Source organism: Corallococcus macrosporus DSM 14697 (genome assembly GCF_002305895.1).
GTDB lineage: Bacteria > Myxococcota > Myxococcia > Myxococcales > Myxococcaceae > Myxococcus > Myxococcus macrosporus.
In genome coordinates this window covers 6,062,701-6,086,226 of sequence record NZ_CP022203.1, presented here as the reverse complement: position 1 = coordinate 6,086,226, position 23,526 = coordinate 6,062,701, and the positions used below count along the sequence as shown (strand labels likewise).

The following is a 23,526-nucleotide window of genomic DNA, read 5'->3' as shown; positions in this document are numbered from 1 at the left end:
GGACCGTCATCCCCAAATCCAAGCGGATTGGAGCAAGACAATGAAGGTGATTCGAGTGGCCCCCATGAGGCGATGGCTGAGCGCGGTCCTTGTGTCCGGGATGCTGGGCGCGTGTGGTCCCGAGCTCGAGCAGGAGTCCCCGGGTTCCGAAGCGGCGCCGGTGGAGGGCGCGCAGTCGCCGGACGCGGTGTCGGCGATGGGGGGTGACCGGTACGCCAACGCGGTCGTCCAGGGCGGTGTCGTCGCCGTCCTCAATCCGAACAACGCGGTGGGCGCTCCGGATGGGAATGTCGCCACGTTCGTGGGGCTCCTGGGCGGCGCCCTGGTCCTGGACATGGGCAGGGGCGAAGAGGGCACCGGGCCGCTGCGCATCTACTACCAGGGGCTGTCGCTGGCGGTGATTGCCAAGGTTGAGTTCCTGCGCGCGGACATGAGCATCATCAGCACGGGCCAGGCGAACCTGCTGGACCTGGGGCTGGGCACTCACTCCGCGCTGGTGCCTTTCAGCAGCACCACGCCGTACCGCTACGTGCGCCTGCGCAGTGGCGTCGCCTCGCTTTACAGCCTGGATGCGGTGGAGGCCACGGGCAGCGGCGCGGGCGCCACGTGTGGCGATGGCCGCGTGAGCCATGGGGAGCAATGTGATGACGGCAACCGGGCGCAGGGGGATGGCTGTGGCAGCACCTGCCAGGTGGAGCCGGGCTTCAGTTGCCAGGGCACGCAGCCCAGCATCTGCCAGGACGTCAACGAGTGCGCGAACGGCACCGCCCAGTGCTCGGTGAATGCGGTGTGCACGAACACGCCCGGGAGCTACGTCTGCACGTGCCGCCCGGGCTATTCGGGCAATGGCTTCACGTGCACGGACATCGACGAGTGCGCGAACGGGACGGATACGTGCCTGCCGGGCCAGCAGTGCGTGAACACGCCGGGTGGCTTCGAGTGCGCGGGCGGTGCCTGCACGCCGCCCCAGGTGCAGTGCGGCGCGCAGTGCGTGAACGTGTCGTCGGACCCGAACAACTGCGGCGCCTGCGGCGTCGTCTGCCCGGTGAGCAAGCACTGCTGGGAAGGCACCTGCGTCCTGCCGTAGCCCGGCCCGGCGCCGCGGCGCGACGCGCCGGGTGGCGAACGCCGCTCGGAGCCCGCGTCCTCCGTTGCTTCCTTCACGTCTCCCAGCGGGCCGTGAAGGAAGCGTTGAGCTGATGGGCCCAGGGCCCTCGCGGCGCGACAGGGCGCCGCGAGGGACGGCGGAGCTCAGAGCTTCTTCAGCGCCTCGTCAATCACCTCTTGCTTGGAGAGGGGCTTGAGCGAGCCGTCCGGCAGGCCCTTGAAGAAGTCGAACTCGTGGATGGTGCCCTTGAGCAGGTACTCGTTGTCCCGAGCCGAGTTCACCATCGCGCGTTCGCGGAAGGTGAAGGTGGGCTTCTCGGGGTCCACGCCGACTTGGGGCATGATGGCGCGCTCCTCCTCGGTGGGCCGCCAGAGCGGCTGCGGACGCGGCTCGGAGCGAAGCACTGCGGTCTCGTCGAAGCCGGGCCGGGTGCTTGTCCGGAGGTCCCGCTGGATGTCGAACTGATCCAACACCGCGCCGCCCAGCAGGTCCTTGGCGGGGTTGGTGACGATGCGGTCCTTGCCGTAGAGCGGGTTGTCGACCAGGGGGCCCGTGGCCTTGCCGTCCACGCCCACCGGAGGACCGCTGAAGGACGTGTACGGCGTCTTCGCCTTGACGGACTTCTCACCATCGACGTGGTCGGCGGCGGTGATGGTGGGGCTGTCGCCCGCGGGCTGGAGCTTGCCGCTCGTGTCGATGGCGGACTTCGGGGTGCCGTATCCCGGCTGGACGGCGTCGAAGGCGAAGTTCTCACGGCGCGACAGCGGCACATCCGGCTTGAGGCGCGGCATGCTCGCGTTGTTGCCGCCATCGCGGCGGTCCATCGCCTCCATGATGTCGCTCATCAGGTCCAGGCTGTTGTTCCGCGCCCGCACCTCGCTGGCGAGCTGGGACGGCGTCTTCGCCGTGGTGGAATGGTGGGCGACCGGCTGCCGCGGCACGCGAGCGGTCGGCCCATGGGTGCCGGCCCGGCTGGCTCCCCGCGCGCCCTGCTTCAACAACGTCGTCGTCACCTTCGTGATGTTGCCCATGATGTTGACCCCCCCAGGTCAATGAAGCACGAGGTGCGTTCCTTCGTGCTTTTGTAGGAATTGTCCTTCCGTGTGCGCACGGAGTTGCGTGGCGGGGAACGATTTCGCCGTGGCGGCGTGGCGTTGCTGCGGAACCGCTCAGCGGCTTCGACAGGCCCATCTCCTGGCGCCGGGGATGCGCGGTGCCCGGCGTCCCACTGTCGGTGGGCCTGCGGCGCTCACCGGGTGCGCGGAGGCCTGCCCCGGCGTGTCGTGGCCGGGACGTCCTCACCGATGACGGCGCGGGCAAGCCGCTCCGCGTCCGAGGTCGCGACTCCAAGGGACGCCAAGGCGCCGCTGACGAACAGGCTCGCCAGGCCGTGCGCGAGCGCGCGACCTCGTAGCTGCTCCATCAGGGGATGGGAGGCGGAAAGCGCGCTGCCCGAGCGCACCAGCGCTCCCAGCTCCGGCCAGAACGTGTCCATCGAGCCCTTGAGGGCGTCGGGCACCTCGGCTTCCGAATCCGTTGACGCGTAGTCGATGTACGCCGGGTCCGTGGCGATGCGGTACAGGGCCGGGTTCTCCGCGGCCCACCGGATGAAAGCGATACCCGAGCGGCGGAAGGCCTCCTGCGGGTCGAGCGTCCCGCCGACACCGGCGATGAGGGCCTCGCCCAGTCGCCGGTTTCCTTCCCTCGCGAGCGCGCGCAGCAGCGCCTGGCGGTCCGCGAAGTGCTTGTAGGGCGCGGCGGACGAAACGCCCACGCGGCGGCCGATTTCGGCGACGGTGAGCGCCTCCACGCCTTCCTCGCGAATGAGTTCGATGCTCGCGTCCAGCAGGGCGCGCTTGAGGTCCCCGTGGTGGTACGGGCGTGCTCGCGTCTTCGTGGCCATCCGCGGGGCAGGGTAGAGGGGATGGGGGATGTTGCAAAGTAAGTAATGGTAACTTACTTTGCCCGTGACGCAGGGCCAGACGCCTGGGAGCCAAGGGATGCGAAGCGAGAAGCCGGTGAGTCCTCTGTTGCGGTCCCTCTCTCGTCCGCATGGCTTCGAGCCGCTGCGGGTCGAGGGGCGGCTCCCCGAGTCCCTGCGGGGGACGTTGTTTCGCGCCGGTCCGGGCCTGTTCGAGCGCTTCGGCCAGCGCATCCCGCACGCGTTCGAGGCCGACGGCGCCGTGACGGCGGTGCGCTTCGACGGGAGCGGCGCATGGGGCGCGAGCCGTATCGTCGAGAGCGCCGGTTACCGGGAGGAGCAGGCGGCGGGGCGCTTCCTCTACAGCTCCGCGGCGTCGTGGCTCGACCGGATGCGCCTCGTCCGCAAGGGCTTGTCGAAGTCGACGGGGAACACGTCGACGTTCTTGTGGAAGAACCGGCTCTTCGCGCTGATGGAGAACAGCCTCCTCCAGGAGATGGACCCCGCCACGCTGGAGACGCTCGCGTCCACGGACCTGGGCGTCGTGTCTGGCGCCTTCTCCGCGCACCCCCACCGCGTCGCTTCGCTCCGGACGACGTTCAACTTCGGCGTGCGCTACGGCCGGAAGATGGAGATTGACCTGTACGCGCTGCCGGACGCGGGCGAGCCGTCGAAGCTCGGCACCGTGGAGGCGCCCTGGCACAGCATGGTGCATGACTTCATGGCGACGGAGCGGCACCTCATCCTCTACGTGGGCCCGGTGAAGCTGAACCTCCTGCGCGCGATGCTGGGCCTGGGGGATGTCACCCAGCTCTTTCAATGGAAGCCCGAGCTCGGCGCCCGGCTCATCGTCGTGCCCCTGGATGCCATGGATTCGCCTCGGACGTTCGAGCTCGCTCCCTTCTGGACCTGGCACTTCGCCAACGCGTTCGAGGACGCGCGGGGGCCCTGCGTCGACCTCTGCCGCTACCCGACGTTTTCGCTCGGGGAGATTGGAGAGCTCGAGTCGGTGGGGCCGCTTCCGCTGCTCACGCGCGTGAAGCTCGACCTGAAGTCCGGCGCGGCGCACGAAGCCCGGCTCTGCGACATCCCCTGTGATTTTCCACAGGTGCATCCGCGGCTCCACGGCGCGCGGTACAGCATGCTGTTCGCGCAAACCGAGCGGCACGGACCGGACCGGAGCATCCACGGCGTGACGCGCATGGACCTTGAGCGAGGCGTGAACACGGAGTGGGTCCTGCCAGACGGACAGCTTCCCACCGAGCCCGTGCTCGTCCCGCGAGGGGCGGCGCAGGACTCCGCGTTCGTGCTCGACCTCGTGTACGACGCGAAGACGGAGCACTCCTATGTCGCCGTGCTCGATGGCCAGCACCTGGATGATGGCCCGCTGGCGACCGTGCACTTCGACCAGACCATCCCGGTGACCTTCCACGGCAGCTTCGCGGGGGAGGGCGCCGCTTCACCGTAGAGGTCCGAGTGGGTGGAGAAAGCCGCCGCCGAAGGAGTCCACCGGCGGCAGCCCGGTTCGTGAATCAACGACTCACGACCTCAGACGCCCCAGCGGCAACCCACGTGGAAGCTGTCGCCGGAGGCATTCGTGATGTCGAGCCGACGCCGGGTCGACACGCCAGCGGTGCCCAGGCTGTACTGGGCGTGGGTGCCCGCGCCCTGGAACACCGAGGAGACGGTGCTGCCGACGGTAATCTGGATGATCACGCCGTTGCCGGAGATGTGTCTCTCCTTCGCTGAAATCGCTTCGAGCGACTCCCCATGAGCCGGCTCTCGCGGCCTTGCGCGGAAGGCACTCACGTGTTGAGCAATGGCCCGTGCCCTCCCACCGCCGAGGGCGCGGCGCATCCAGGACCCCAGCAGGTGCATGGGGGCATGCACCCTGATGCGAGGTCGTCCCGCGCCCTCTTGAACGACCCCTCGTGGGAACCTTCGCTTGGCGATTTTTCAGGGGAGTTCGCGTGGCGCTCCGCCACGCCCCGGCGCTCCAGGGAGGGCGCACCGGGGCGGGCGGGGACTGCTGTCAGCGGCTCACTGCTCCGGCGAGATTTCGCGCACGGACAGCCACTTGAAGTCCACGTCGTTGGCGCTGTCCCAGCGGAACACGGCGATGGGGCCACCCCAGGTGATGGGCATGGCATTCACGGCGCCGCCGCAGTGGCTGGCGTCACCACCCCAGTTCCCCGAGTCCACCATGTCGTAGACCTTCTTCCAGGTCTTCTTGTCGGCGTTCTCGTTGAGGTACATCTCCAGGCGCACGGCCTCCTTGCCGTTGACCCGGGTGTTGCGCATCACCGACTTGAAGCCCACCCAGCGGCCCCGCAGCGCGGACGTGCCGGACTTGTAGGACGACTGGTCGTAGGAGACGTGCCACGTCTCCTTCTGCCAGCGCACGCGGCCGTCATAGTGCAGCGAGCCCTTGTAGCTGCTGCCCTCGCACCCGGAGTGGTTGTCGTTGTGCTTGCCGCCTCGCGCGTACCACGCGAAGTTGTCCGACACGTCGGACACGGAGTTGACCTTGATGAAGCCGGTCATCTCGATGTTCCGCCAGTCGTTCGCCGCCTGCATGTAGCCCCGGCTGGCCAGCACGTCCCGGTCATACGTCGGAATCTTGGACGCGCTGTAGCCCGTGGAGGTGAACACGGACATGCGCACCTTGCTGTTCCTCATCTTCCAGGAGCCGTCCGAGTTGCGCGTGATGGTGTTCTGCGGGTCGAAGCGCTTGTCGGACGTCGCGTTGTCCGCCAGGAACCACTGCTCGCCGCCCGACCGGGTCGGGTAGAGCATCGTCACGCCGAACTTGTCCTGGCCCTGCTCGCCAGGCGGGTTGGTGGGCGGGTCGGTGGGCGGGGCCGAGCCGGTGCCGGGCTTCAGCTCCGCGATGCTGGCCCAGGTGTTCATCGAGCTGCCGTTCACGGTGACGCGCACGTAGCGCGCGTTCACCGGGGAGAACGAATAGCGCTCCAGCGCGGAGGTGTTGCCGGACGACCTGCCGGAGTGCACCTGCGCGAAGGCCGTGCCGTCCGTGGAGGTGGAGATGACGAAGTTGTTGATGCGCTCGTCGCCACGGTGCCAGCCGATGTCCACGGCGCCCAACTGCGCCACGGTGCCCAGGTCGCCGGTAATCCACTGCCCCACGCCGTCGCTGGACCAGCGCGTGGCGGGGTCACCGTCGATGGCGTTGGCGGGGACGTTGCCGTCATCTCCGCTGGCGGCGACGGAGGAGAAGCGCTCGGGGGTGTCGTCGGGCGGGGTGGTGGGCGGGGTCGAGCCGGTGCCGGGCTTCAGCTCCGCGATGCTGGCCCAGGTGTTCATCGAGCTGCCGTTCACGGTGACGCGCACGTAGCGCGCGCTCACCGGGGAGAACGTGTAGCGCTCCAGCGCGGCGGTGTTGCCGGACGACTTGCCGGAGTGCACCTGCGTGAAGTTCGTACCGTCCGTGGAGGTGGAGATGACGAAGTTGTTGACGCGCTCGTCGCCACGGTGCCAGCCGATGTCCACGGCGTCCAACTGCGCCACGGTGCCCAGGTCGCCCGTAATCCACTGCCCCACGCCGTCGCTGGACCAGCGCGTGGCGGGGTCACCGTCGATGGCGTTGGCGGGGACGTTGCCGTCATCTCCGCTGGCGGCGACGGAGGTGAACCGCTCGGGGAGGGTGGCGGGCGGGTTCGCGCCGTCGGCGACGGCCGCCAGCTCCGCGATGCTGGCCCAGGTGTTCATCGTGCTGCCGTTCACGGTGATGCGCACGTAGCGCGCGTCCACCGCGGAGAACGCGTAGCGCTCCGGCGCGGCGGTGTTGCCAGACGAGCTGCCGGAGTGCACCTGCGTGAAGTTCGTTCCGTCCGTGGAGGTGGAGATGACGAAGCGATTGACGCGCTCGTCGCCACGGTGCCAGGAGATGTCCACGGCGCTGAGTGATTTCACCGCGCCCAAGTCGCCGGTGAGCCATTCTCCCACGCCGTCGCTGGACCAGCGCGTGGTGGGGTCGCCGTCGATGGCGTTGGAGGGGACGTTGCCGTCATCCCCACTGGCGGTGACGGAGGTAAAGCCCCCGGCGGCTAGCGCGGGCGTCGCGAGCGCAAGGGCAGACAGCGCGAGCACACGGGCAGGCTCGCGCAGGTGCAGCCATCCCCCCCGGGATGAGGTCCTGTGGTGTGGATTCAAGTTGATACCTCAGGTGAGACCACCAGAAACCACGACTCACCGGGCGGACGGTGCCGGACCGGCGCGCCGCGGTCCCCCAGCGGCGCGTTGGCTTCCAGACCGCAGGTCCGCGCCCCGTCAGCGACCCACGCCTCGTGCTGGGCGTCTCGCTTCCGTCAGGACCGGCGGTGTTTACGACTCGTTAGCGGTGTTGCGGGCGCGAATACCCTTTCACCTGAAATGGTATTCCCATGGCCATTCCTTGAGGGATTATCGAGCTCGCCCTGCAGACAGGCGTGCGGCAATCCCTCTCAATCCCGCTGGAAATTCTCACCATTGTTGCGGCCGTGCTTCGACAGGGCCACCCCCAAGCAGGGGAGGAGGCGAGGGGGCGTCCCCGTCAGCGGAGAGGAAGGAGAGGCGGTCACTCGCCTCGATTCCGCTTCCACCTGCGGACGAGCCAGCTCGTCACCGCGATGAGGACCAGCGCCAGGTAGAGCCAGCCACCCAGGTGGATGGCGTCCGCGAGCCACGGCGGGCTCACGGGGTGGGGCTCCACGAACCGGGCCGCCGCGACGACAAGGCCCGTCATGGCCAGGGCGCCGAGGAGGAGCGCCCAGCGTGGCAGGCCGAAGAGGCCTACCTGGAACCGGCCATGACGGTCGCGCTCGACTGGCATCAGCGCATCATCCCCGTTCCCAACCCAGCTCCTCCAGCCGGGCCAGCGCTGCCTTGAAGCGGACCGCGGCCGGCTCGTCGTCCTGGAGCCAGTAGCTGTAGTTCACGGAGATGCCGAGCGTGAGCGTCTCCCAGCGTTGCAGGAGGAGGACTGTCAGTGGAGGCTGGTCTGAGACGGGGGCCCGCGGCCCGCTGAGCCAGGTGCCCTGCTCGTCGCGCTCCAAAGGCACCGTGAGCATCCCCTCATCGGTTCGGAGCCGCGCCACGTCCTGGGTTCCACGCCAGTCGCGGGGCCCGCTCCAGGCCCGGCAGGCATCGAAGCGAAGCTCCCTCCACTCCGGCTCCCCGTCGCGCTCCGCACAGCCGCAGTCCGCGAGCGCGCTGGAGAGCCAGCCCTCGAGCGTGGGGCGGGACAGGTGCTCCGCTCGCGCGTGGACGGGGTCGAGCCTCGTCGCCTGGACGATGGTGCCGGGAGGGACCTCGGCGCGAGCCAGCAGCCAGTGGGGCCTGGCGGGGCTGACGTCCTCCGCGCTCTCCGGGGATACGCACGTCAGGACGGCCTCCGCGGAGAGCGGCTCCCATCCGCAGACGCGCAGCACGTCGACGGCATCCAGGGCCGTCGCGAAGCCAGAGGCATCGGCTTCAGCCATGACGTTCCGGAAGCGGAAGGAATGGCCGGGAAACTTGATGACAAATCCGTCGATTTCCATGGTCACCGCACCCTCATCCAGCCACCTTGCCCGCGAGCGTACTCCGCAATCACGTTGCCATCGAAGTCCACCAGGCGGACCCGCTCGAGGAGATGATTGTTGCGGATGTTCGGCAGGGCGCTCTCGAAGTCGGAGAGGATGTTTCGCACCCGTGGTGGTGCGGAGGGGTGAGGCGGTTGGTGGCTGTAGGTGCCGGTCCCGTCATAGGTGATGGTGCCCCCGCGCCCGCCACGGCCCACCTGCGTCTGGCCCTGGTAGAACCGCACGCGAATCACCGCCTCCCGGTCGCCGCCGATGGGCCTTCCATCCGCGATGCGGCTGGCCGCCTTGTCACCGGCGTGCTGGACGCCCGCGGTGAGGTCCGGGGAGTCCGTGACATAACCCTCCGTGGGCGTGTTGGGCGTGCCCCGCGCCGTGGTGACCTCGATGTTCCGCTCGGCGCCGGTCGCCGCGTCCTCCATGTTGATGTCGAACGACCGCATCGGGTCGGTCGGGTTGCGCATCGGCGGGTTCTCGTCGCCGCCGATGTTGACGATGGACCCCGGGCTCTCCCGGGCCAGGCGCTGCGCTTCACGCAGCTCGGCGATCGCATCCCTCGCGTGCGCGGGACCATGCCTGGCCTCGAAGGTGAGCCAGTCGTCCATCCCCTGGATGTTCGGGATGGCGCGGGTCCGGGCGACCACGTCGGCGAGCTCCGTCAGCTCGGCGCTCGTCAGTCCGCCCGGGATGCCCATTCTCGAGACGAGCGCCTCGCCCAGCTCGTTGACCACGCGGTCCAGCTCGAGGGCCGTCAGCTCGAAGGCGAGCCGGTTCAACACGTCGGGTGGCAGCGCCCCCGCGAGGTGCGCGATTCGCGCGGGCGCCATCCCGCCCGAGACCAGGCGCTCCAGCACCTCCCGGGGCAGCGTCGTGACAAGCTGCAGGACGCTCCGTGGGGGGAGCCCCGCCAGCAGGCGGCGCAGCGTGGAGGCCTCGAGGATCGCCAGGGTCTCCAGCCCCTGGACCCCCACCGCCGCCGCCAGGTTCGCGAGCTCGCGGCTGGAGAACTCCAGCATCAGCTTCCGCAGGGTGGCCTGGGAGGCCTGGGTGAGGAGGTGGATCTCCGCGGCGGTCAGCCCCTCCGCGAGCAGCAGCTCGAGGCCCTCGCGCTCCCACACCCGCAGGGCGTGCTGGGCGGCCGACGCGCTCAGGCCGCCGGCCTCGAGCTGGGCGAGCAGCGCGCCCTCCGCCCCCGCCGCGCGCAGGCCCGCGAGGCCGGGCGCCACGCCCCGGCCCACCAGGTAGTTGCGTGACATCCCCCAGCCGAACCCGCGACGCAGGCTCTGCGCCGGCGCGCGGATGACGCCCGGCAGCGCCCTCGCCGCCGCGGCCGCCTGCGTCGGCATGTTGCGGATGCCGGCCCCGATGCTCCGGACGCCGCGTCCCACCGCGCCGGGGACCTGGGACACGCCTCGCCGCACGGCCGCGCCCATCCTCGCGAAGTTGCCTCCCCGCGACAGGCCCCGCCCCGCGCCGCGCACCGCCGTTCCCAGACGCGTGGTCAGCCCGCCTCCCCAGCGCGCGCCTCCACCGGCCCGGACGATGCTCCGCTGCATCCCCCGGCCGCCCACCTGGGCCAGCTTCGCCATGCCCATCTGCAGCACGACGTTGCCCGCGGCGGAGACGTCGCTCGACATCCGGTCCGACGAGCGCTGGAGCTCCTCGGCGTTCCGGGCGACGCCCGCCTCGTAGAGGTTCTTGAGGAAGCCGAGGAACTGCAGGAGCAGCGCCCACTTGCCGACCGCGATGGTCCACCCCCCCGTCGTCACCATGACGCTGGCGCAGAAGGCCACCACCGGGCCCAGCGCGGGTCCGAGGAAGCCGAAGCTGACCAGGATGAGCGCCGTGCACAGCGCGGCGATGACCGCCGCCAGCGCGGTGATGGAGCCCAGGATGATGGTGAGGCCCGTCGCGATGTCCGCGGCGATCTTGAGCAGGTTGCCAATGGGGTCGCGCTGCCAGGCCTGGATGTTGACCAGGTTCGCCGCGCCCGAGGCAATCATCCCGAAGCCCGACACCACGCCCAGCAGCGGCGTCACCGGGTTCACCAGCCCGAGCGCCAGCGCGCCCCAGCCCGGCCAGCGGATGCTCGTGAGCCCCGACCACAGGTGCCGCCCCGCCATGCGCAGGGCGATGCGCCGCCGCTCCCAGGCGCTGGTCTGCTCGAATGGCTTGCCCGCCATGTCCTGGATTTCGAGCACCTCCGTCCTGCGCCGCTCCTGCTCCCGCGCCTCGAGCTCCTCGCGGCTCACCCGTTGCTCGCCCTCGGCCGGAGCCGAGCCGCCGAGCAGTTGCGGAATGTGGCTGGCGATGTCCCCCGCCGGGTCGACGCTCCACCGGTCCTCGTAGCCGGCCTGGGGCTGGCGCTGCACCACCGTCTCCGCGCCCCCGTCGGTGGGAGGCCGTGGCGCGATGGGCGGCAGCTCGCCCCCTTCCGCCGCGGTGGCCTGGGCCTGCTGCATCGCCGCCTGGGCCCCGCCTTCCTGCGCCTCCTCGGCCGGAGCGCGCTCGTGCGCACCGGCGGCGGCCTTCCCTCCGTCGGCGACTGGCGGCGGCGCTCCCTCCTCGGGTTGCGCGGGCGCGGGCTGCACGGGGGGCTGCGTCTCGAGGCGCGGCGCCTCGATTCCCTCCGCCTCGCGCAGCGCGCGCTCCTCGGGCGTCTCCTCCGGGATGGCCGCCGCGTTCGCGCGGTGGGTGTCCTGCTCCTCGCGCAGCCGCTCCTCGACGGCGAACGACTGCTCGACCACCGAGCGCCCCTCGGCCTCGGTCTCGTCCGCCTGGGCGACCATCTCCCCGGGCCGCTCGGCGAGCGCCTCGACCTGGGCGCGGGCCCCGTCGGTCTGCTCGCGCATCTGCGCCAGCTTCTCGTCCGTGCGCTGGAGCACGCTGGTGCTCTCGGTGAGCTTCTCCTCGGCCCGCGTGTTGAGCCCCGCGGCCTGCTCCGCGTCGGCCGACAGTCCGCGCGCCCGCTCCTGACCACCGGAGAACGCGCGGTCCAGGTTGTTGACGTCGCCGCCCGCCCGGTTGATTTCCCCGCGCTGCTCGCCGGCCTTCTCCGCGGCGTCGGCGTCGTCGGGCGTGTTGGCCTCGCTCTCGGCCGACAGCGAGGAGGCCTCCTCGGCCATTCCCTCGGAGTCCTCGCGGCCCTCGTCCGCCTTGCCCAGGTGTTGCGGCGCCTGCTCCGCCACCCACGCGGTCTTCTGGCGCGACACGCCCAGGGCGGCGCGCCCCTGCTCCAGGACGGTGCGCCGGTACGCCGCGTGGCCCTGCGACGTGGTGACGCCGAGGTCCGACTGCGCGACGCCCTTGCGGACCAGGTGGATGTTGCCCTCGAGGATGCGCGCGTTGGCGCGCTCGGTGGACGCGACCTCCTGGAGGCCCGTGCCCTCGTCGCGCATGCCCTGGGTGGCCTCGGCGATCTCCGTGATGGCCGCGTCCGCGTTCTCGACCGGCCGCAGCGCCTGTCCCCCCGCATCCACCGGCGCGACCTGGGGCACCGGCGCGACCGGCGTGGGCACCTGGGGTTGGAGTTCGGCCGCCGCCGTGGAGAAGGCCTCCTGCGCCGCGGACTGCTCCGCGTCTCCCGCCGCCTCGCGCCCCTCCGCCTCGCCCTCCTTGCGCTTGCCGCCTTCGCCCTCGCCCTCGGCCTGGGCCGGCGCGTCGACCTTCTGCGCCGTCTCGGTCGCCGCGGCCTGGACACCCGGTCGCTCCTGGGCCGCCCTGTCCACGTCCGGGCGCGCCTGGGGCTGGAGCCGGTGGCTCCTGGACGTGACGTCGCCACGGTCGATGTCGGGCCGCTCGTCTGGGACGTCCTCGTCCGCGAGCTCCTCGTCGATGCGCGCCCGCATCCGGGTGGCGGGCCCCATGCCGTCCTCGGGTTGGCGGTAGTCGGCCGGCTTGCGCTGCACCGGGGGCGCGTCTCCCTCGGTCTGCTGGACGACGTGGGTCATCTCGTGGGCGAGCAACTCCACGTCCTCGGGGCTCTCGCCCCGGCCCAGGAAGACGTGCTCCTTGTGGGTGAAGGCCCGGGCCCGGATGCTCTCCGCGGCGGCGCGGTCGTCGGAGGCCTGGTGGACGCGCACGTCGGAGAGGTCGCGTCCGACGACCGGCTCGACGCGCTCGCGGACCCGGGGGCTCAGCGGCTCGCCCGAGGTGCCCGTGAGGCGATTGGGCGTCGCGGGTGGGCGAGGCGGCGTCGCGGACGACGGGGTACTGGAGGCGGGCGCCGACGCGGCGCGAGCCACCTGGTCCGCCTGCTCCTCCAACGCGCTCGTCGCGGGCGCGACCGCCAGCCTGGCCTGCACCGGTGGCACCGCCTGCGTCCCCACCCCGGCCCCCATCGCTCCGCGGAGGTACAAGGGGAGGCTTTCGGCGGGAGCCTCCGCGTCCGTGAGTGCTGGCGCCCCGCCAATCATTGACGCCGGCTCCCGCGGTCCGCGCAGGAAGAGCGGCACACCCGTGTCCGTGCCGCCGGTCTCCGGCTGCGACCTGCGCGCCCTGGCATCCCGGGACGCGGACCTCACCTCTGGCTTCTTGGCGCGAGCGAAATCCACGGCACAGTCCCCCTGGTGCGTGTCGCGTTGTCCCCGCCTGCAGTTCGTCAGGAAACGCCCGAAGCGCTGGCCGCGTCAATCCCACACGGGCGGGATGTTCCAGACGTGGCTGCCCATGATGAGGGGTGCGCGAGCCTTCGTCCGCGCGTCGGCCCACGGGCGGGTGGGGCGCCCCTACCCACGAGGGCGGTCCGGCGCGCATGGCGTGGTGAGGCGGGACCCGAGGCGCCCGTGACGCGAAGATGGACACCTCGTGGCGATTCCAGCCGGGTCCACTCATGTCCCGTTGCCCGCATGGGCGACATCGACGCATCTGAAGATGGGTACGGCACGGAGTAACGTCACGGCCCCACGCTCACTGCCTCGGCCATTCCGTCCCATGAAATCCGCCATCGTGACGTCGCTCGTTGCCGTGCTCGGGCTCGCCTGTGCCGCTCCAAGAACCGCCGAGGACGGCCACTGGTTTTCCAGCTCCGCTCAGGAGCAGGGCGACGAACGGGTCGGCGAGTACATCTCGGGGCAGTGGTCCTTCAAGACGGCGTCGTATTGGATTGAAGGCCCCGAGGGGCTCATCCTCATCGACACGCAGCTCGTCCCCACCGCGCTTCGAAAGAAGCTTCGCTTCGCCGAGAACAAGACGGGCAAGAAGGTGAAGCTGGCCATCGTCCTGCATCCGAGTCCGGACCGCTTCAACGGCACGGCGTGGGTGAAGGGCCTCGGCGTCCCTGTCGTCACGTCGGAGCAGGTGCTCGCCCGCATCCCCGAGACGCATGAGCGCTGGTGGCCCGTCTTCTTTGAGAAGTACGCCACCTCCCTCTACCCGCGCACGCTCACGCTGCCCGACAGCTTCGGTCGCGGCACCACGGAGTTGAGCGCGGGCGGCGTCACCGTGAAGGCGCACGTGCTCGGAGCCGGGTGCAGCCCAGCCCACGTCGCCGTCGAGTGGGAGGGGCACCTGTTCGTGGGCGACCTCGTGGCCCATGGCAGCCACAGTTGGTTCGACAACGGTCACACCGAGGCGTGGCTCCAACGCCTGGACGAGCTGCGCGCGCTGAAGCCGAAATGGGTCCACCCGGGCCGAGGGCGCCCCGGTGGGCCCGAGCTCATCGACCAGCAGCGCGAGTACCTCCGCGCCGTCATTGACGCCGTCGCCGCGGAGCAGCCGCGGGGCGCGTACACGCAGGAGGCCTTCACGCGAATCATGGACGCGGTGGTCCACCGCCATCCGGAGCGTGAGTTTCCCCACTTCCTGCGGCTGCTCCTCGGCGCGGAGTGGGCACGGCAGGCGGCCATGCCCTCCTCCGCGAGTGCGGCGCCGTGACGACTGCTACAGCGGGGGGCAGTCGAGGCGGCCCGGGCCGATGCACGGCACGCAGATGCGCCGCCGGTAGGAGACCTTGAAGTCGAGCCCCGTGGGGCCGGAGAAGTTGAAGACGTTGAACTCCAGCGTGTGGGGCCCGAAGTCGAGGAGGAACCGCTGCTCGTACACGTTCGGCGCGCCCTGGAAGTAGCTCACGTCTTCCGCGATCTGGTGGCTGGAGAAGTTGTTGCCGCCGTCGATGAAGCCCTGCGCCGCATTGTCCGCGTTGTACTCCACGGTCAGCCGGTGCCAGTCGAGGCTCCAGCCGTTCGGCACCTCCGGCACGTCAAACGTCGTCCGGTAGCGGGCCCAGGTCTGGTCGTAGCCGCTGGAGTCGGTGCGGTAGTTGATGTACGTGGTGCCAGGGATGACGGACCACCCGGACCAGGGCGCCACCGAGTAGGCGGGGGCCCAGGTGACACCGTTGTTGAGGGTGTACTCCGTCGGGGTGTAGCCGCTGGCGGCGAGCGTGTGCGTCTCCTCCTCGCAGTGCTCCTCCATCGCCAGCGCATCCGCGGGAGCCAGCGTCAGTCCGCCCAGGGCCATCGTCGCGGCGGACAGCGCCGCCTTGCCAAACAGGATGTTCATCGTGTGTGTCCCTTCCATGCCAGCGCAGCCATTGCGCGGGGCTTGGGCAGAACGCGGGCACCCGGCAGATGTCTCAGCCTTCTTTTCCCGGGATTTTCCGGAGACGTGCGGAGGTTGCGGGAGGTCCCTGTCTTCTGGAGGCCGGTGTCATGACGTCAGTCCTCGCTTCCGCCTTCCTCGCCGCTCGTGAGGGAGCGTCCCCCCCGGAGCCCCTGCCCGGGTTGGAGGCCCGGCTCGCGCGGGCGCTGGCCACGGCCCGCGCTGCGTGGCCCGGGGTGGAACTCGACGGGGCGCGCTTCGTCGCGCACCTCGCGCGGCACCTGGCCTCCGACGCGCCGGTGGAGGCGCTGGAGCGGCTGGAGTTGGGAGGTCTCTACCTCGCCTGTGCCTGCGCCGAGCGCGTGCCGGCCGCGCTCGCGGCCTTCGAGGCCCACCTCCTCCCGGAGGTGTACGTGGCCGTGAGCCGCATGAAGCTGGACCCGCTCGCCCTCGACGAGCTGCGCCAGCGGGTGCGGGAGCGGATGCTCGTCTCCACCGAGGACATCCCCGCGAGGCTCGCCGCGTACCCCGGCACCGGTCCGCTCGCCGGCTGGGTGCGCGCCGCCGCGCTGTGGCTCGCGAGGGATTTGGTGCGCCAGCGGGCGGGCCGGGTGCGCTCGGATGACTCGGGCCTCGCCCTGCTCGTCGAGCCCGGCGACGACCCGGAGCTGGCGTACCTCAAGACGACGTACCGCGCCGAGTTCAACGCCGCGTTCGCCCAGGCCCTCGACACGCTCGGCGCGCGGGAGCGCAACCTCCTGCGCCTGAAGTACCTGGACGGGCTGAGCATCGACCAGCTTGGCGCCCTCTATGGCGTGCACCGCTCCAGCGCCGCGCGCTACGTCCGGGCGGCCCAGGACGCGCTCGTGGAGGCCACGCGGCGGCGGCTCTCCGAGCAGCTTCGCCTCACCGGCTCGCAGCTCGACAGCATCCTGCGCCTCATCTCCAGCCAGCTCGACGTCAGCCTCGGCCGGCTGCTGCGCGCGCACGTGGACTGAAGGCGCGCCATGGCCTGCCTCGACGAAGCCACCTTCCTGGCGCTGGCCACTGGCGGCCTGCCTCCCGCCCGCGCCGCGGAGGTGGACGCGCACCTGGATGCCTGTCCCGACTGCCGGCTCCTGGTGGCCGAGGCCCTCCAGGCAGCGCCTCCGTTGCGAGAGGACTCCCTGGTGCCCTCCGAGCCCCGTGCCCCGCCAGCCCCTGGCACCTTGCTGGCGAAGGGCACCGAGGTGGGGCGGTACCTCGTGCTGGAGCGGCTGGGCACGGGCGGCATGGGCGTCGTCTACCTCGCCTATGACCCGGAGCTGGACCGCCGCGTCGCGCTCAAGCTGCTGCGCGAGGCGGCGCTCGGGCTGGACGCGGAGGCGGGCCGTGCCCACCTGCTGCGCGAGGCCCAGGCCATGGCCCGCGTCGCCCACCCGCATGTGGTGGCCGTCTACGACGTGGGCACCTTCGGCGGGCAGGTGTTCCTCGCCATGGAGTACGTGGAGTCCCAGACGCTGCGCCAGTGGCTGCGCGCCGCGCCGCGCTCCTGGCGGCAGGTGCGTGACATCTTCGTCGAAGCGGGGCGGGGCCTGGCCGCCGCGCACGCCGCGGGGCTGGTGCACGGGGACTTCAAGCCCGAGAACGTGCTGGTGGGCCGCGACGGGCGCGTGCGCGTCACCGACTTCGGCCTCGCCCGCGTCCCCGTGGGCCCGGAGGCCGAGGCGCCCCGACACCTGGGCGGCACGCCGGCCTACATGGCGCCCGAGCAGCTCTCCGGCACCGGCCGCGTGGATGCGCGCAGCGACCAGTTCAGCTTCTGCGCGGCGCTCCATGAAGGGCTGTACCGGGAGCGGCCCTTCGCCGGGAGCACGGTGGAGGCGCTGGCGGCGGAGGTGCGCGCGGGCCGGGTGCGTCCCGTGCCCCGGGGCTCGGACGTGCCGCCCTGGCTGGACGGCGTGGTGCGCAAGGGGCTGCGGGTGGACCCCGCCGAGCGCCACGTCTCGCTCGACGCGCTGCTGGCCGCGCTGGTGGCGGACCCCGCGGCGCGGCGCCGGAGGTGGCTGGGGTGGGGCGCGGGGCTGACGGTGTTGTTGGGCGCGGTGGGCGGCACCCACGCGCTGCACTCGCACCGGGCCCGGGCCTGTGACGGCGCCGCCGAGGCCGTGCTCGCGGGCATCTGGGACGGGCCCCGGGAGCAGCAGGTGGAGGCGGCCTTCCTCGGCACGGGGCGGCCCTTCGCGATGGAGGCGTGGCCCCGGGTGCGGCGCGCCCTGGACGCCTACACCTCGGCGTGGCGCACGACGCATGGGGCCACCTGCCGGGCGACGCGGGTGCGCGGCGAGCAGTCCGAGGAGGTGATGGCGAAGCGGCTGCGCTGTCTGGACCGCCGGCTGGCGGAGGTGGCCGCCCTCACCCAGGTGCTGGCCCAGGCGGACGCGGACGTCGTCGGCCGGGCGATGCGCGCGGTGGAGGCGCTGCCCTCGCCCGCGAGCTGCGCGGACGTGGCGGTGATGTCCACGCCGGAGGAAGCCCCAGACGCGGCCTCCCGCCAGCGCGCGGACACGCTGCGCGCGGCGCTGACCCGGGCGCGGGCGCTGGGAACCTCGGGCCGCTACTCGGAAGGGCTCGCGGTGCTTCAGCCCGCGGTCGACGCCGCGCGCGCGGCGGGGGCTTCCGCGAGTGGCGCCGATGCCCTGCTGGCCCTGGCCGAGCTGCGCGAGCAGACGGGAGACTATAAAGGTGCGGAGGCCGCCGTCTTCGACGCGCTGAGCGTCGCCGAGTCCGGGCACCACGACGACGTGGCGGCGCGCGCGTGGACGCTGGCGGTGCGGCTGTCCGGCGAGCGGATGGAGCAGTACGCGCTGGCGCACCGTTGGCGCGAGCGCGCGGAGGCCGCCATCGCCCGGCTGGGCGGGGACGACGTGCTGCGCGCGCGGCTGCACACCAACGTGGGGCGCATCCTCGCCGCGCAGGGCCGCCCCGCCGACGCGGACGCGAGGTATCGGCAGGCGCTGGCGTTGCTGGAGCGCACCGTGGGCCCGGAGAGCCTCGCGGTGACGGACGTGCTCCTCGCGTGGAGCGAGTCGCGGGTGGCGCAACAGCAGGAGGATGAAGCGCTGGCGTTGGTGCGGCGCGCGCTCGCGCTGCGGGAGAAGGTGTTGGGGCCGGAGCACCCGGAGGTGGCGCAGGCGCTGGCGTCGCTGGCCGAGGTGCGCTGGTACCAACGCGAGCCCGGGGACGCGGAGCGGCTGGCCGCCGACGCTGTCGGCCGGCTGGAGCGCGCGCTCGGCCCGGACCACCCGGAGGTGGGCGGCGCGCTCAACACGCTGGGCGTGTCGCGGCTCGTCCAGCGCCGCCCCTCGGAGGAGGTGGTGCCCGTGTTCGAGCGGGCGCTGCGCCTCGTCGGCTCTCGCGCCGGCCCGGAGACGGCCCGCACGGCGGTCATCGTCAACAACCTGGCCAGCGCGCTCAACGATGCGGGGCGCCTGCCGGAGTCCATCCAGCACGCCACGCGCGCCATCGCCGACCTGGAGCGCAGGCTGGGCCCGGAGCACCCGACACTCGTCCCCATGCTGCATGAGCTGAGCGATGCGCTGTGCCGGCAAGGCCGCTGCGACGAGGCCGTGCCCCACCTGGAGCGCGCGGCCGCCATCCAGACCGCGCTGTCGGAGGACCTGCACGGCCAGTGGGCGCCGAGCCTGATGGTGCTGGGCAAGACGTACCTGAAACTGGGCCGCGCGCGGGAGGCCGTGGCTCCGCTTGCACGGCTGGTCAACGGGAAGCAGGGACTGCAACTCCCGCCCACGTTCGAAGCCGCGGCGCGCTTCTTCCTGGCCCAGGCGCTGTGGCGGTCGGCCACAGACAGGCCCCGTGCCCTGCGACTGGCCACCGAGGCGCTCGGGCAGGTGGAGGACACGTCCCCTGAGGGCCCCAGGCTCCGGAAGGAGCTGGAGCAGTGGCTCGCCCGTCACGGCGAGCAGCGACGCTGAATGCGCGCGATTGCTGCCCCCCACGAGCGGCTCTTTGGATAGGCGGGCATCGTGTGGGACTGGCTTCGCGCCGTTTGCCGCACCCTTGCTGCAAGGCGCCCCGAGGCCCGGAAAGACGAAGGCCGGTGGTCCCGAGTTTCCTCAAGAACGACCGGCCTTCATGAGTGAGCGGCGGAAGGGATTCGAACCCTCGACCCCGAGCGTGGGAAGCGCGGCCGCGACCGACTGTGGCGCCACGTCCGGCCGAGTCGCCGAGCCCGACGTGGCGAAGCATGCTCCGCCGATGACAGCCACCGCTCCAACGGTGGCAGGGAATGCAAGCTTGCGCATGAGATGTGTCCTGGGAGCAGGGGCCGGTGCAGACGGAAGGGTTGCCTCCCTCCCCCGAACCCCCTCCCGACCAACTACACACGACTCGGGACTTGACCATTGAATCAGACGCTACGGGCCGCGCCGCCCTGCAGCTGTCCCAGGCGCCCGCACCGGCGCAGGTGTGTGGAGGCGGACCTCGCAGCCCGCGCGCTTCACCTCGGTGTCGAAGCGCCCGGCCACGTCTCGCATCAGCGCCGTGAGGTCGCACTGCTGGGGGTTGATTCACTCCTCGAAGCAGGCGAGGAGGAGGCGAGGGCGGCGCCTCATGCAGCGGCCAGGAAGGCGCCGGTTGGACGGTGCCGCTACTTGCTGTCGAGGATGAAGACGCCGTCCCAATCCGCGGGAGGGGGCGCCGTGAGCAGGGCCTCGCACCTGGCGGCGAACCGTGCCGAAGGCACGTCCTCCGGCGAGGCGAGGAACGCGGCGCGGGCCTCGGCGAAGCGGCGGGCCCGGTAGAGCGCGAGCCCCTCGGCGAAGCGCGCCAGGTGCGGTGGAGGCGGCGTGCCCGCCGGCCCCACCAGCTCGAAGACGCGGACCGGCTGCTGCTTGCCCTTGACGCGCAGCAGGTCCAGCTCTCGCGCCAGCACCACGCCCCGGGCGGCGGCCAGGGTCTCCTCGGCCACCAGCGTGCGGGTGCCGTAGACCTTGGCCGCGCCCTCCAGGCGCGAGGCCAGGTTCACCGTGTCGCCGATGACGGTGTAGTCCTGGGCCGCGCTGGAGCCGATGTTGCCGGCCACGCCCGGCCCGGTGTTGATGCCGATGCGGCAGTCCAGTGGGGGCAGCCCCCGCGCGGCGAACACGGGGGCGAGCCGCTCCACCGCCGCCACCAGCTCCAGCGCGGTGAGGCACGCGCGCGCCGCATGGTCCTCCTGCGGCAGCGGCGCGTTCCAGAAGCACATGATGGCGTCGCCGATGAACTTGTCGAGCGTCGCGCCGTGCTCCGTCAGCACGCCGGTGGCCTGCTCGAAGTAGGTGTTGAGGACGGCGACGAGGTCCTCCGGGCTCATCTGCTCGCTCATGGCGGTGAAGCCCACCAGGTCGCTGAACAGCACGGTGAGCATCTTCCGCTCGCCGCCCGGCGCGGCCTTCTCCGGGTGCTTGAGGAGCTCGTCCACCACCTGGGGGGCGAGGTAGCGCTTGAAGAGGCCCTTTATCTGGTCCCGCTGCCGCAGGCCGCTGACCATCTCGTTGAAGGACTGCGCCACCCGGCCCACCTCGTCCGAGCCGCGCACGGGGACCTCGACGGTGAGGTCCCCCAGGCGCACGCGGCCGGCCGCGGCCTCCAACTGCACCAACGGCGAGGCCATGCTCCGCGCCATGAAGACGGCCGCCGCCAGCGCGAGCAGCGCCACGCCCACGGCGGTGGGGATGAGCCAGCGCTGGAAGCGCTGGAGGATGGGGGTGATCTCCGCGTCGAAGTCCCGCAGGACGAACACCTGGCCGATGCGGCGCCCATCCACGCCGCTCAGCGCCCCCCCGCGCACGAGGTAGTGCGTGCCTTCAATGGACACGTCGTGGGCCTGGCCGGAGCGCGCGCCGGCGCCGTCGAGGAGCGCGCCCACGGGGAGCTGCGAGGCCAGGGCGCCGTCCACCGCGCGCACGACGAAGCGGGCCCGGGTGTCTCCCATGTGGGGCCCGGGGGCCCGGGGCGCCAGGGGCTCTTGCAGCAGCACGTCCCGCACCCACTCGCCGGACAGCACCACGCCCACCTTGCTCCGCCGCGCGTCGTGGGCGGGCTGCGCGTGGACGAGCAGGAGGTCCTCTTCCCGGAGCGCCTCCGGAGGAACGAAGACGAAGGGCAGGGCGCGGAGCTGCGCGGGGGACCAGAGCGCGGAGGTGGGACCGCGCTGGAGCGCCGCGGCGAGCAGGGGGAGGTGGACCGGCTCTTCCCCCAACTGCTCCGGCGCGGCGCGCGTGTAGACGAGCCGCCCGCTGGCGTTGAAGAAGGCCCAGGGCCGCGGGCCGTCGCGGCTCCAGCCGAAGGCCTCGGTGTCCGCCGAGACGATGACCTCGCGGGCGTTGAGGATGCCGGTCGTCTCCGAGCTCGCGTCGCCCAGCCCCGCCTCGGCGTCGACCGAGTTCACCGACAGCGACATCTCCTTGAAGGAGCGGTCCAGCGTGCGCGCCTCGGCCACGTCGCGGATGCGCTCCTGGCTGGCGCGGGCGAGCTGCTCGAAGGCCTCCAGCGTCCGCTCCAAATCACTGGCGATCTTCTCCTTCGCCGCCGCCTCCACGGCGAGGTTTGTGAGCAGCAGCGCGGTGACGAGCGCCGCGCCCGCGAGCGCCATGAAGGCGAGGATGAGCTTCTGGGTGAGCGTCACGGGCAGCGCTCAGCGATTCTTCTCTGAGTAGTCGGGCCGCGGGGTGTACTTCTTGCCGCGCTTGTCCAGGTGGGTGTCATCGGTGCGCGTCTCGGTGAGCGTCAGCGTGGCCGTGCTGGCGCGGCCCGCCTCCACGACGACCTCCGCGCGGGCGATGTCGCTCTTCTCGTCCCGCCGGTGCACCGCGAAGAGGGGGTAGCGCCCGGGGGGCACGCCGCGCAGCACGAAGCGCCCGTCCCGGTCCGTCACCGCGAAGGCGCGGTTGGGGACCACCACCAGCGTGGCCACCATCTGCTCGTGGATGTCGCAGTAGACGTCGATGATGCCCGTCTTCTTGAACGTCTCCACGTACTTCTCGCCGGGCCGGTTCTTGCCCGCGTCGAACTTGCGGGCCACCGAGCGCGAGAAGACGTTGTGCAGCACCACGTCCTTGTTCAGGAACTCCACCTTCTGCCCGGCGACGATGGGCAGCACGCCGGGGGTGAACGTCTTGTTGGCCTGGCTCATCACGGCCACCTCGGCGGGGGGCTCCTCCGTGTAGCCGGTGAGGTAGACGACGACGCCGGAGCGGTCCGCCTTCGGGCGCGGCTCGCCGTCCGCGCCGATGACAGAGACGCGCACCTCGCCCTGGACGCTGCCCGGCTCCGCCGACGCGAGCGGCGCGGCCAGCAGGAGCGCCAGTAGCAGGGACTTCAGAGCGCGACTGCCCATATGAGCCTCGGCATGAAGCGGGGGGTTTCGGGGGCCACGGCCGTCAACCCGAACAAGGTGCCGGCCGTTATCCACATCCGACCGAACGTCCACGCCACGCTCGGCCCGACGAAGAGGTGCGGGTCCTGGTTCGCGTCCTTCAGGCCGAACTCTCCGAAGGACTCGAGCGACACCTGCAGCTCGTCTTCGATGACGGGGTAGGCCACGCCGACGGAGTACGTCCCGAGGATGCGGGTCGGCCCGTCGTCGCCGCGCAGCGAGGGGAAGCCCACCTGCGCGCCCAGGTCGACCGTCGTCCGGAGGCCGTTGTCCCACTGGTACGAGCCGACGAGGTCCACGTCCACGCGCGAGGGCTCGGGCGTGTTGATGGCCTGGTGCCACACCGCGCGCACGAGCGGTTGGAAGGCGCCGTCATCCCCCCGGGGGAAGAGCCGGTAGCGGAAGTCCGCTTCGAAGGACTCGAGCTGGGTGTCGGTCTGGTTGGCGCGCACCTGGAAGGGAATCGCGAGCTCCAGGTGCTGGCTCAGCCCGATGACGGGCCCCCACCATATCCAGTACACCGAGGGCCGGTCGGGGGCGCTGGGCGCGCGGCTGCGGGCCCACAGCCACTGCTCGAGCTCGACGTCCCCCTTGGGGACGATTTCGGTGTCAAAGGTCCAGATGAAGGGGCGACGCCCCGCCTGCGCGGGAGCGGCCCACGTCAGCCCCGCGATGCATGCCACCACTGTCACCCAGTGGGCTGTGCGCATTCGGCCTCCCCACCCCCGTCTCGGGGGTGCCTGTGCGGTTGACTATCTCACAGTCTGGAAGGCGTCCCGAGGCCCGGAAACACGAAGGCCGGTAGTCCCGAGTTTCCTCAAGAACTACCGGCCTTCATGAGTGAGCGGCGGAAGGGATTCGAACCCTCGACCCCGAGCTTGGGAAGCTCGTGCTCTACCAACTGAGCTACCACCGCGGGCGAAGCAGGGCGCAAAGTACGGGCCGCCCCGTGGCTTGTCAA

At 71.5% G+C, this 23,526-nt stretch carries 16 protein-coding genes, 1 tRNA gene and 1 pseudogene; 5 read left to right on the top strand and 13 right to left on the bottom strand.

What is annotated here, in order from left to right; translation table 11 throughout:
* The first annotated feature begins 64 nt into the window (after nucleotides 1–64).
* Complete coding sequence (locus MYMAC_RS24295) at nucleotides 65–1,087, top strand: EGF domain-containing protein (protein ID WP_239988981.1); 1,023 nt, start codon at nucleotides 65–67, stop codon at nucleotides 1,085–1,087.
* A gap of 164 nt (nucleotides 1,088–1,251) precedes the next feature.
* Here MYMAC_RS24295 and MYMAC_RS24290 read toward each other — a convergent pair whose 3' ends face one another.
* Both MYMAC_RS24290 and MYMAC_RS24285 read right to left on the bottom strand, forming a co-directional pair.
* Nucleotides 1,252–2,139, bottom strand: a complete 888-nt coding sequence (locus MYMAC_RS24290; RefSeq protein ID WP_095959816.1) for a hypothetical protein — start codon at nucleotides 2,137–2,139, stop codon at nucleotides 1,252–1,254.
* A gap of 218 nt (nucleotides 2,140–2,357) precedes the next feature.
* Nucleotides 2,358–3,011: a TetR/AcrR family transcriptional regulator gene (locus MYMAC_RS24285; protein WP_095959815.1), complete on the bottom strand. Its 654-nt coding sequence runs from the start codon at nucleotides 3,009–3,011 to the stop codon at nucleotides 2,358–2,360.
* Between the two features lie 97 nt (nucleotides 3,012–3,108).
* Here MYMAC_RS24285 and MYMAC_RS24280 point away from each other — a divergent pair, with 97 nt between their 5' ends.
* Complete coding sequence (locus MYMAC_RS24280; protein ID WP_170114763.1) at nucleotides 3,109–4,497, top strand: carotenoid oxygenase family protein; 1,389 nt, start codon at nucleotides 3,109–3,111, stop codon at nucleotides 4,495–4,497.
* An 80-nt stretch (nucleotides 4,498–4,577) separates the two neighbouring features.
* Here the strand turns inward: MYMAC_RS24280 and MYMAC_RS36955 are convergent, their stop codons facing one another.
* The 6 genes and pseudogenes from MYMAC_RS36955 to MYMAC_RS24260 all read right to left on the bottom strand — a co-directional run bounded on the left by MYMAC_RS36955 (nucleotide 4,578) and on the right by MYMAC_RS24260 (nucleotide 12,966).
* On the bottom strand, nucleotides 4,578–4,907 hold the full coding sequence (locus MYMAC_RS36955; RefSeq protein WP_157757542.1) for a hypothetical protein: 330 nt from the start codon (nucleotides 4,905–4,907) through the stop codon (nucleotides 4,578–4,580).
* Nucleotides 4,908–5,069: 162 nt separating this feature from the next.
* Nucleotides 5,070–6,353 (bottom strand): discoidin domain-containing protein, encoded by a 1,284-nt coding sequence (locus MYMAC_RS38730; protein ID WP_420810049.1) that lies wholly within the window; start codon nucleotides 6,351–6,353, stop codon nucleotides 5,070–5,072.
* Nucleotides 6,336–7,139: pseudogene (locus MYMAC_RS38725) on the bottom strand (discoidin domain-containing protein); the annotation flags it as partial. The gene MYMAC_RS38730 and the pseudogene MYMAC_RS38725, both read right to left, overlap by 18 nt.
* 466 nt (nucleotides 7,140–7,605) lie before the next feature.
* Nucleotides 7,606–7,860, bottom strand: coding sequence for a hypothetical protein (locus MYMAC_RS24270; protein ID WP_095959812.1), 255 nt, complete (start codon nucleotides 7,858–7,860; stop codon nucleotides 7,606–7,608).
* A gap of 7 nt (nucleotides 7,861–7,867) precedes the next feature.
* The gene (locus tag MYMAC_RS24265; RefSeq protein ID WP_095959811.1) at nucleotides 7,868–8,569 is read right to left on the bottom strand and encodes a hypothetical protein; all 702 of its coding nucleotides are present in this window, start codon (nucleotides 8,567–8,569) and stop codon (nucleotides 7,868–7,870) included.
* Between the two features lie 2 nt (nucleotides 8,570–8,571).
* A complete protein-coding gene (locus MYMAC_RS24260; RefSeq protein ID WP_157757541.1) occupies nucleotides 8,572–12,966 on the bottom strand; it encodes an eCIS core domain-containing protein in 4,395 nt (1,464 codons plus the stop codon).
* A 589-nt stretch (nucleotides 12,967–13,555) separates the two neighbouring features.
* Between MYMAC_RS24260 and MYMAC_RS24255 the strand changes: the two genes are divergently transcribed.
* Complete coding sequence (locus MYMAC_RS24255; RefSeq protein WP_239988980.1) at nucleotides 13,556–14,482, top strand: MBL fold metallo-hydrolase; 927 nt, start codon at nucleotides 13,556–13,558, stop codon at nucleotides 14,480–14,482.
* Nucleotides 14,483–14,488: 6 nt separating this feature from the next.
* On the opposite strand, the gene MYMAC_RS24250 is transcribed toward MYMAC_RS24255, so the two are convergent.
* Entirely contained in the window at nucleotides 14,489–15,109 is a 621-nt protein-coding gene (locus tag MYMAC_RS24250; protein ID WP_013941482.1) for a hypothetical protein, read from the bottom strand.
* A 149-nt stretch (nucleotides 15,110–15,258) separates the two neighbouring features.
* On the opposite strand from MYMAC_RS24250, the gene MYMAC_RS24245 reads away from it, so the two are divergent.
* Entirely contained in the window at nucleotides 15,259–16,146 is an 888-nt protein-coding gene (locus tag MYMAC_RS24245; RefSeq protein ID WP_095959808.1) for a sigma-70 family RNA polymerase sigma factor, read from the top strand.
* 9 nt (nucleotides 16,147–16,155) lie between these two features.
* Nucleotides 16,156–19,122, top strand: coding sequence for a protein kinase domain-containing protein (locus tag MYMAC_RS24240; protein ID WP_095959807.1), 2,967 nt, complete (start codon nucleotides 16,156–16,158; stop codon nucleotides 19,120–19,122).
* A gap of 674 nt (nucleotides 19,123–19,796) precedes the next feature.
* Here the strand turns inward: MYMAC_RS24240 and MYMAC_RS24230 are convergent.
* The 4 genes from MYMAC_RS24230 to MYMAC_RS24215 form a co-directional block, all read right to left on the bottom strand.
* A complete protein-coding gene (locus MYMAC_RS24230; RefSeq protein WP_095959806.1) occupies nucleotides 19,797–21,815 on the bottom strand; it encodes an adenylate/guanylate cyclase domain-containing protein in 2,019 nt (672 codons plus the stop codon).
* Between the two features lie 9 nt (nucleotides 21,816–21,824).
* Entirely contained in the window at nucleotides 21,825–22,526 is a 702-nt protein-coding gene (locus tag MYMAC_RS24225; protein WP_095959805.1) for a carboxypeptidase regulatory-like domain-containing protein, read from the bottom strand.
* Nucleotides 22,508–23,275, bottom strand: coding sequence for a hypothetical protein (locus tag MYMAC_RS24220; RefSeq protein WP_013941477.1), 768 nt, complete (start codon nucleotides 23,273–23,275; stop codon nucleotides 22,508–22,510). The genes MYMAC_RS24225 and MYMAC_RS24220 overlap by 19 nt, the downstream gene beginning before the upstream one ends.
* A gap of 133 nt (nucleotides 23,276–23,408) precedes the next feature.
* Nucleotides 23,409–23,481 (bottom strand) — tRNA-Gly (locus tag MYMAC_RS24215).
* Between the last annotated feature and the right edge of the window lie 45 nt (nucleotides 23,482–23,526).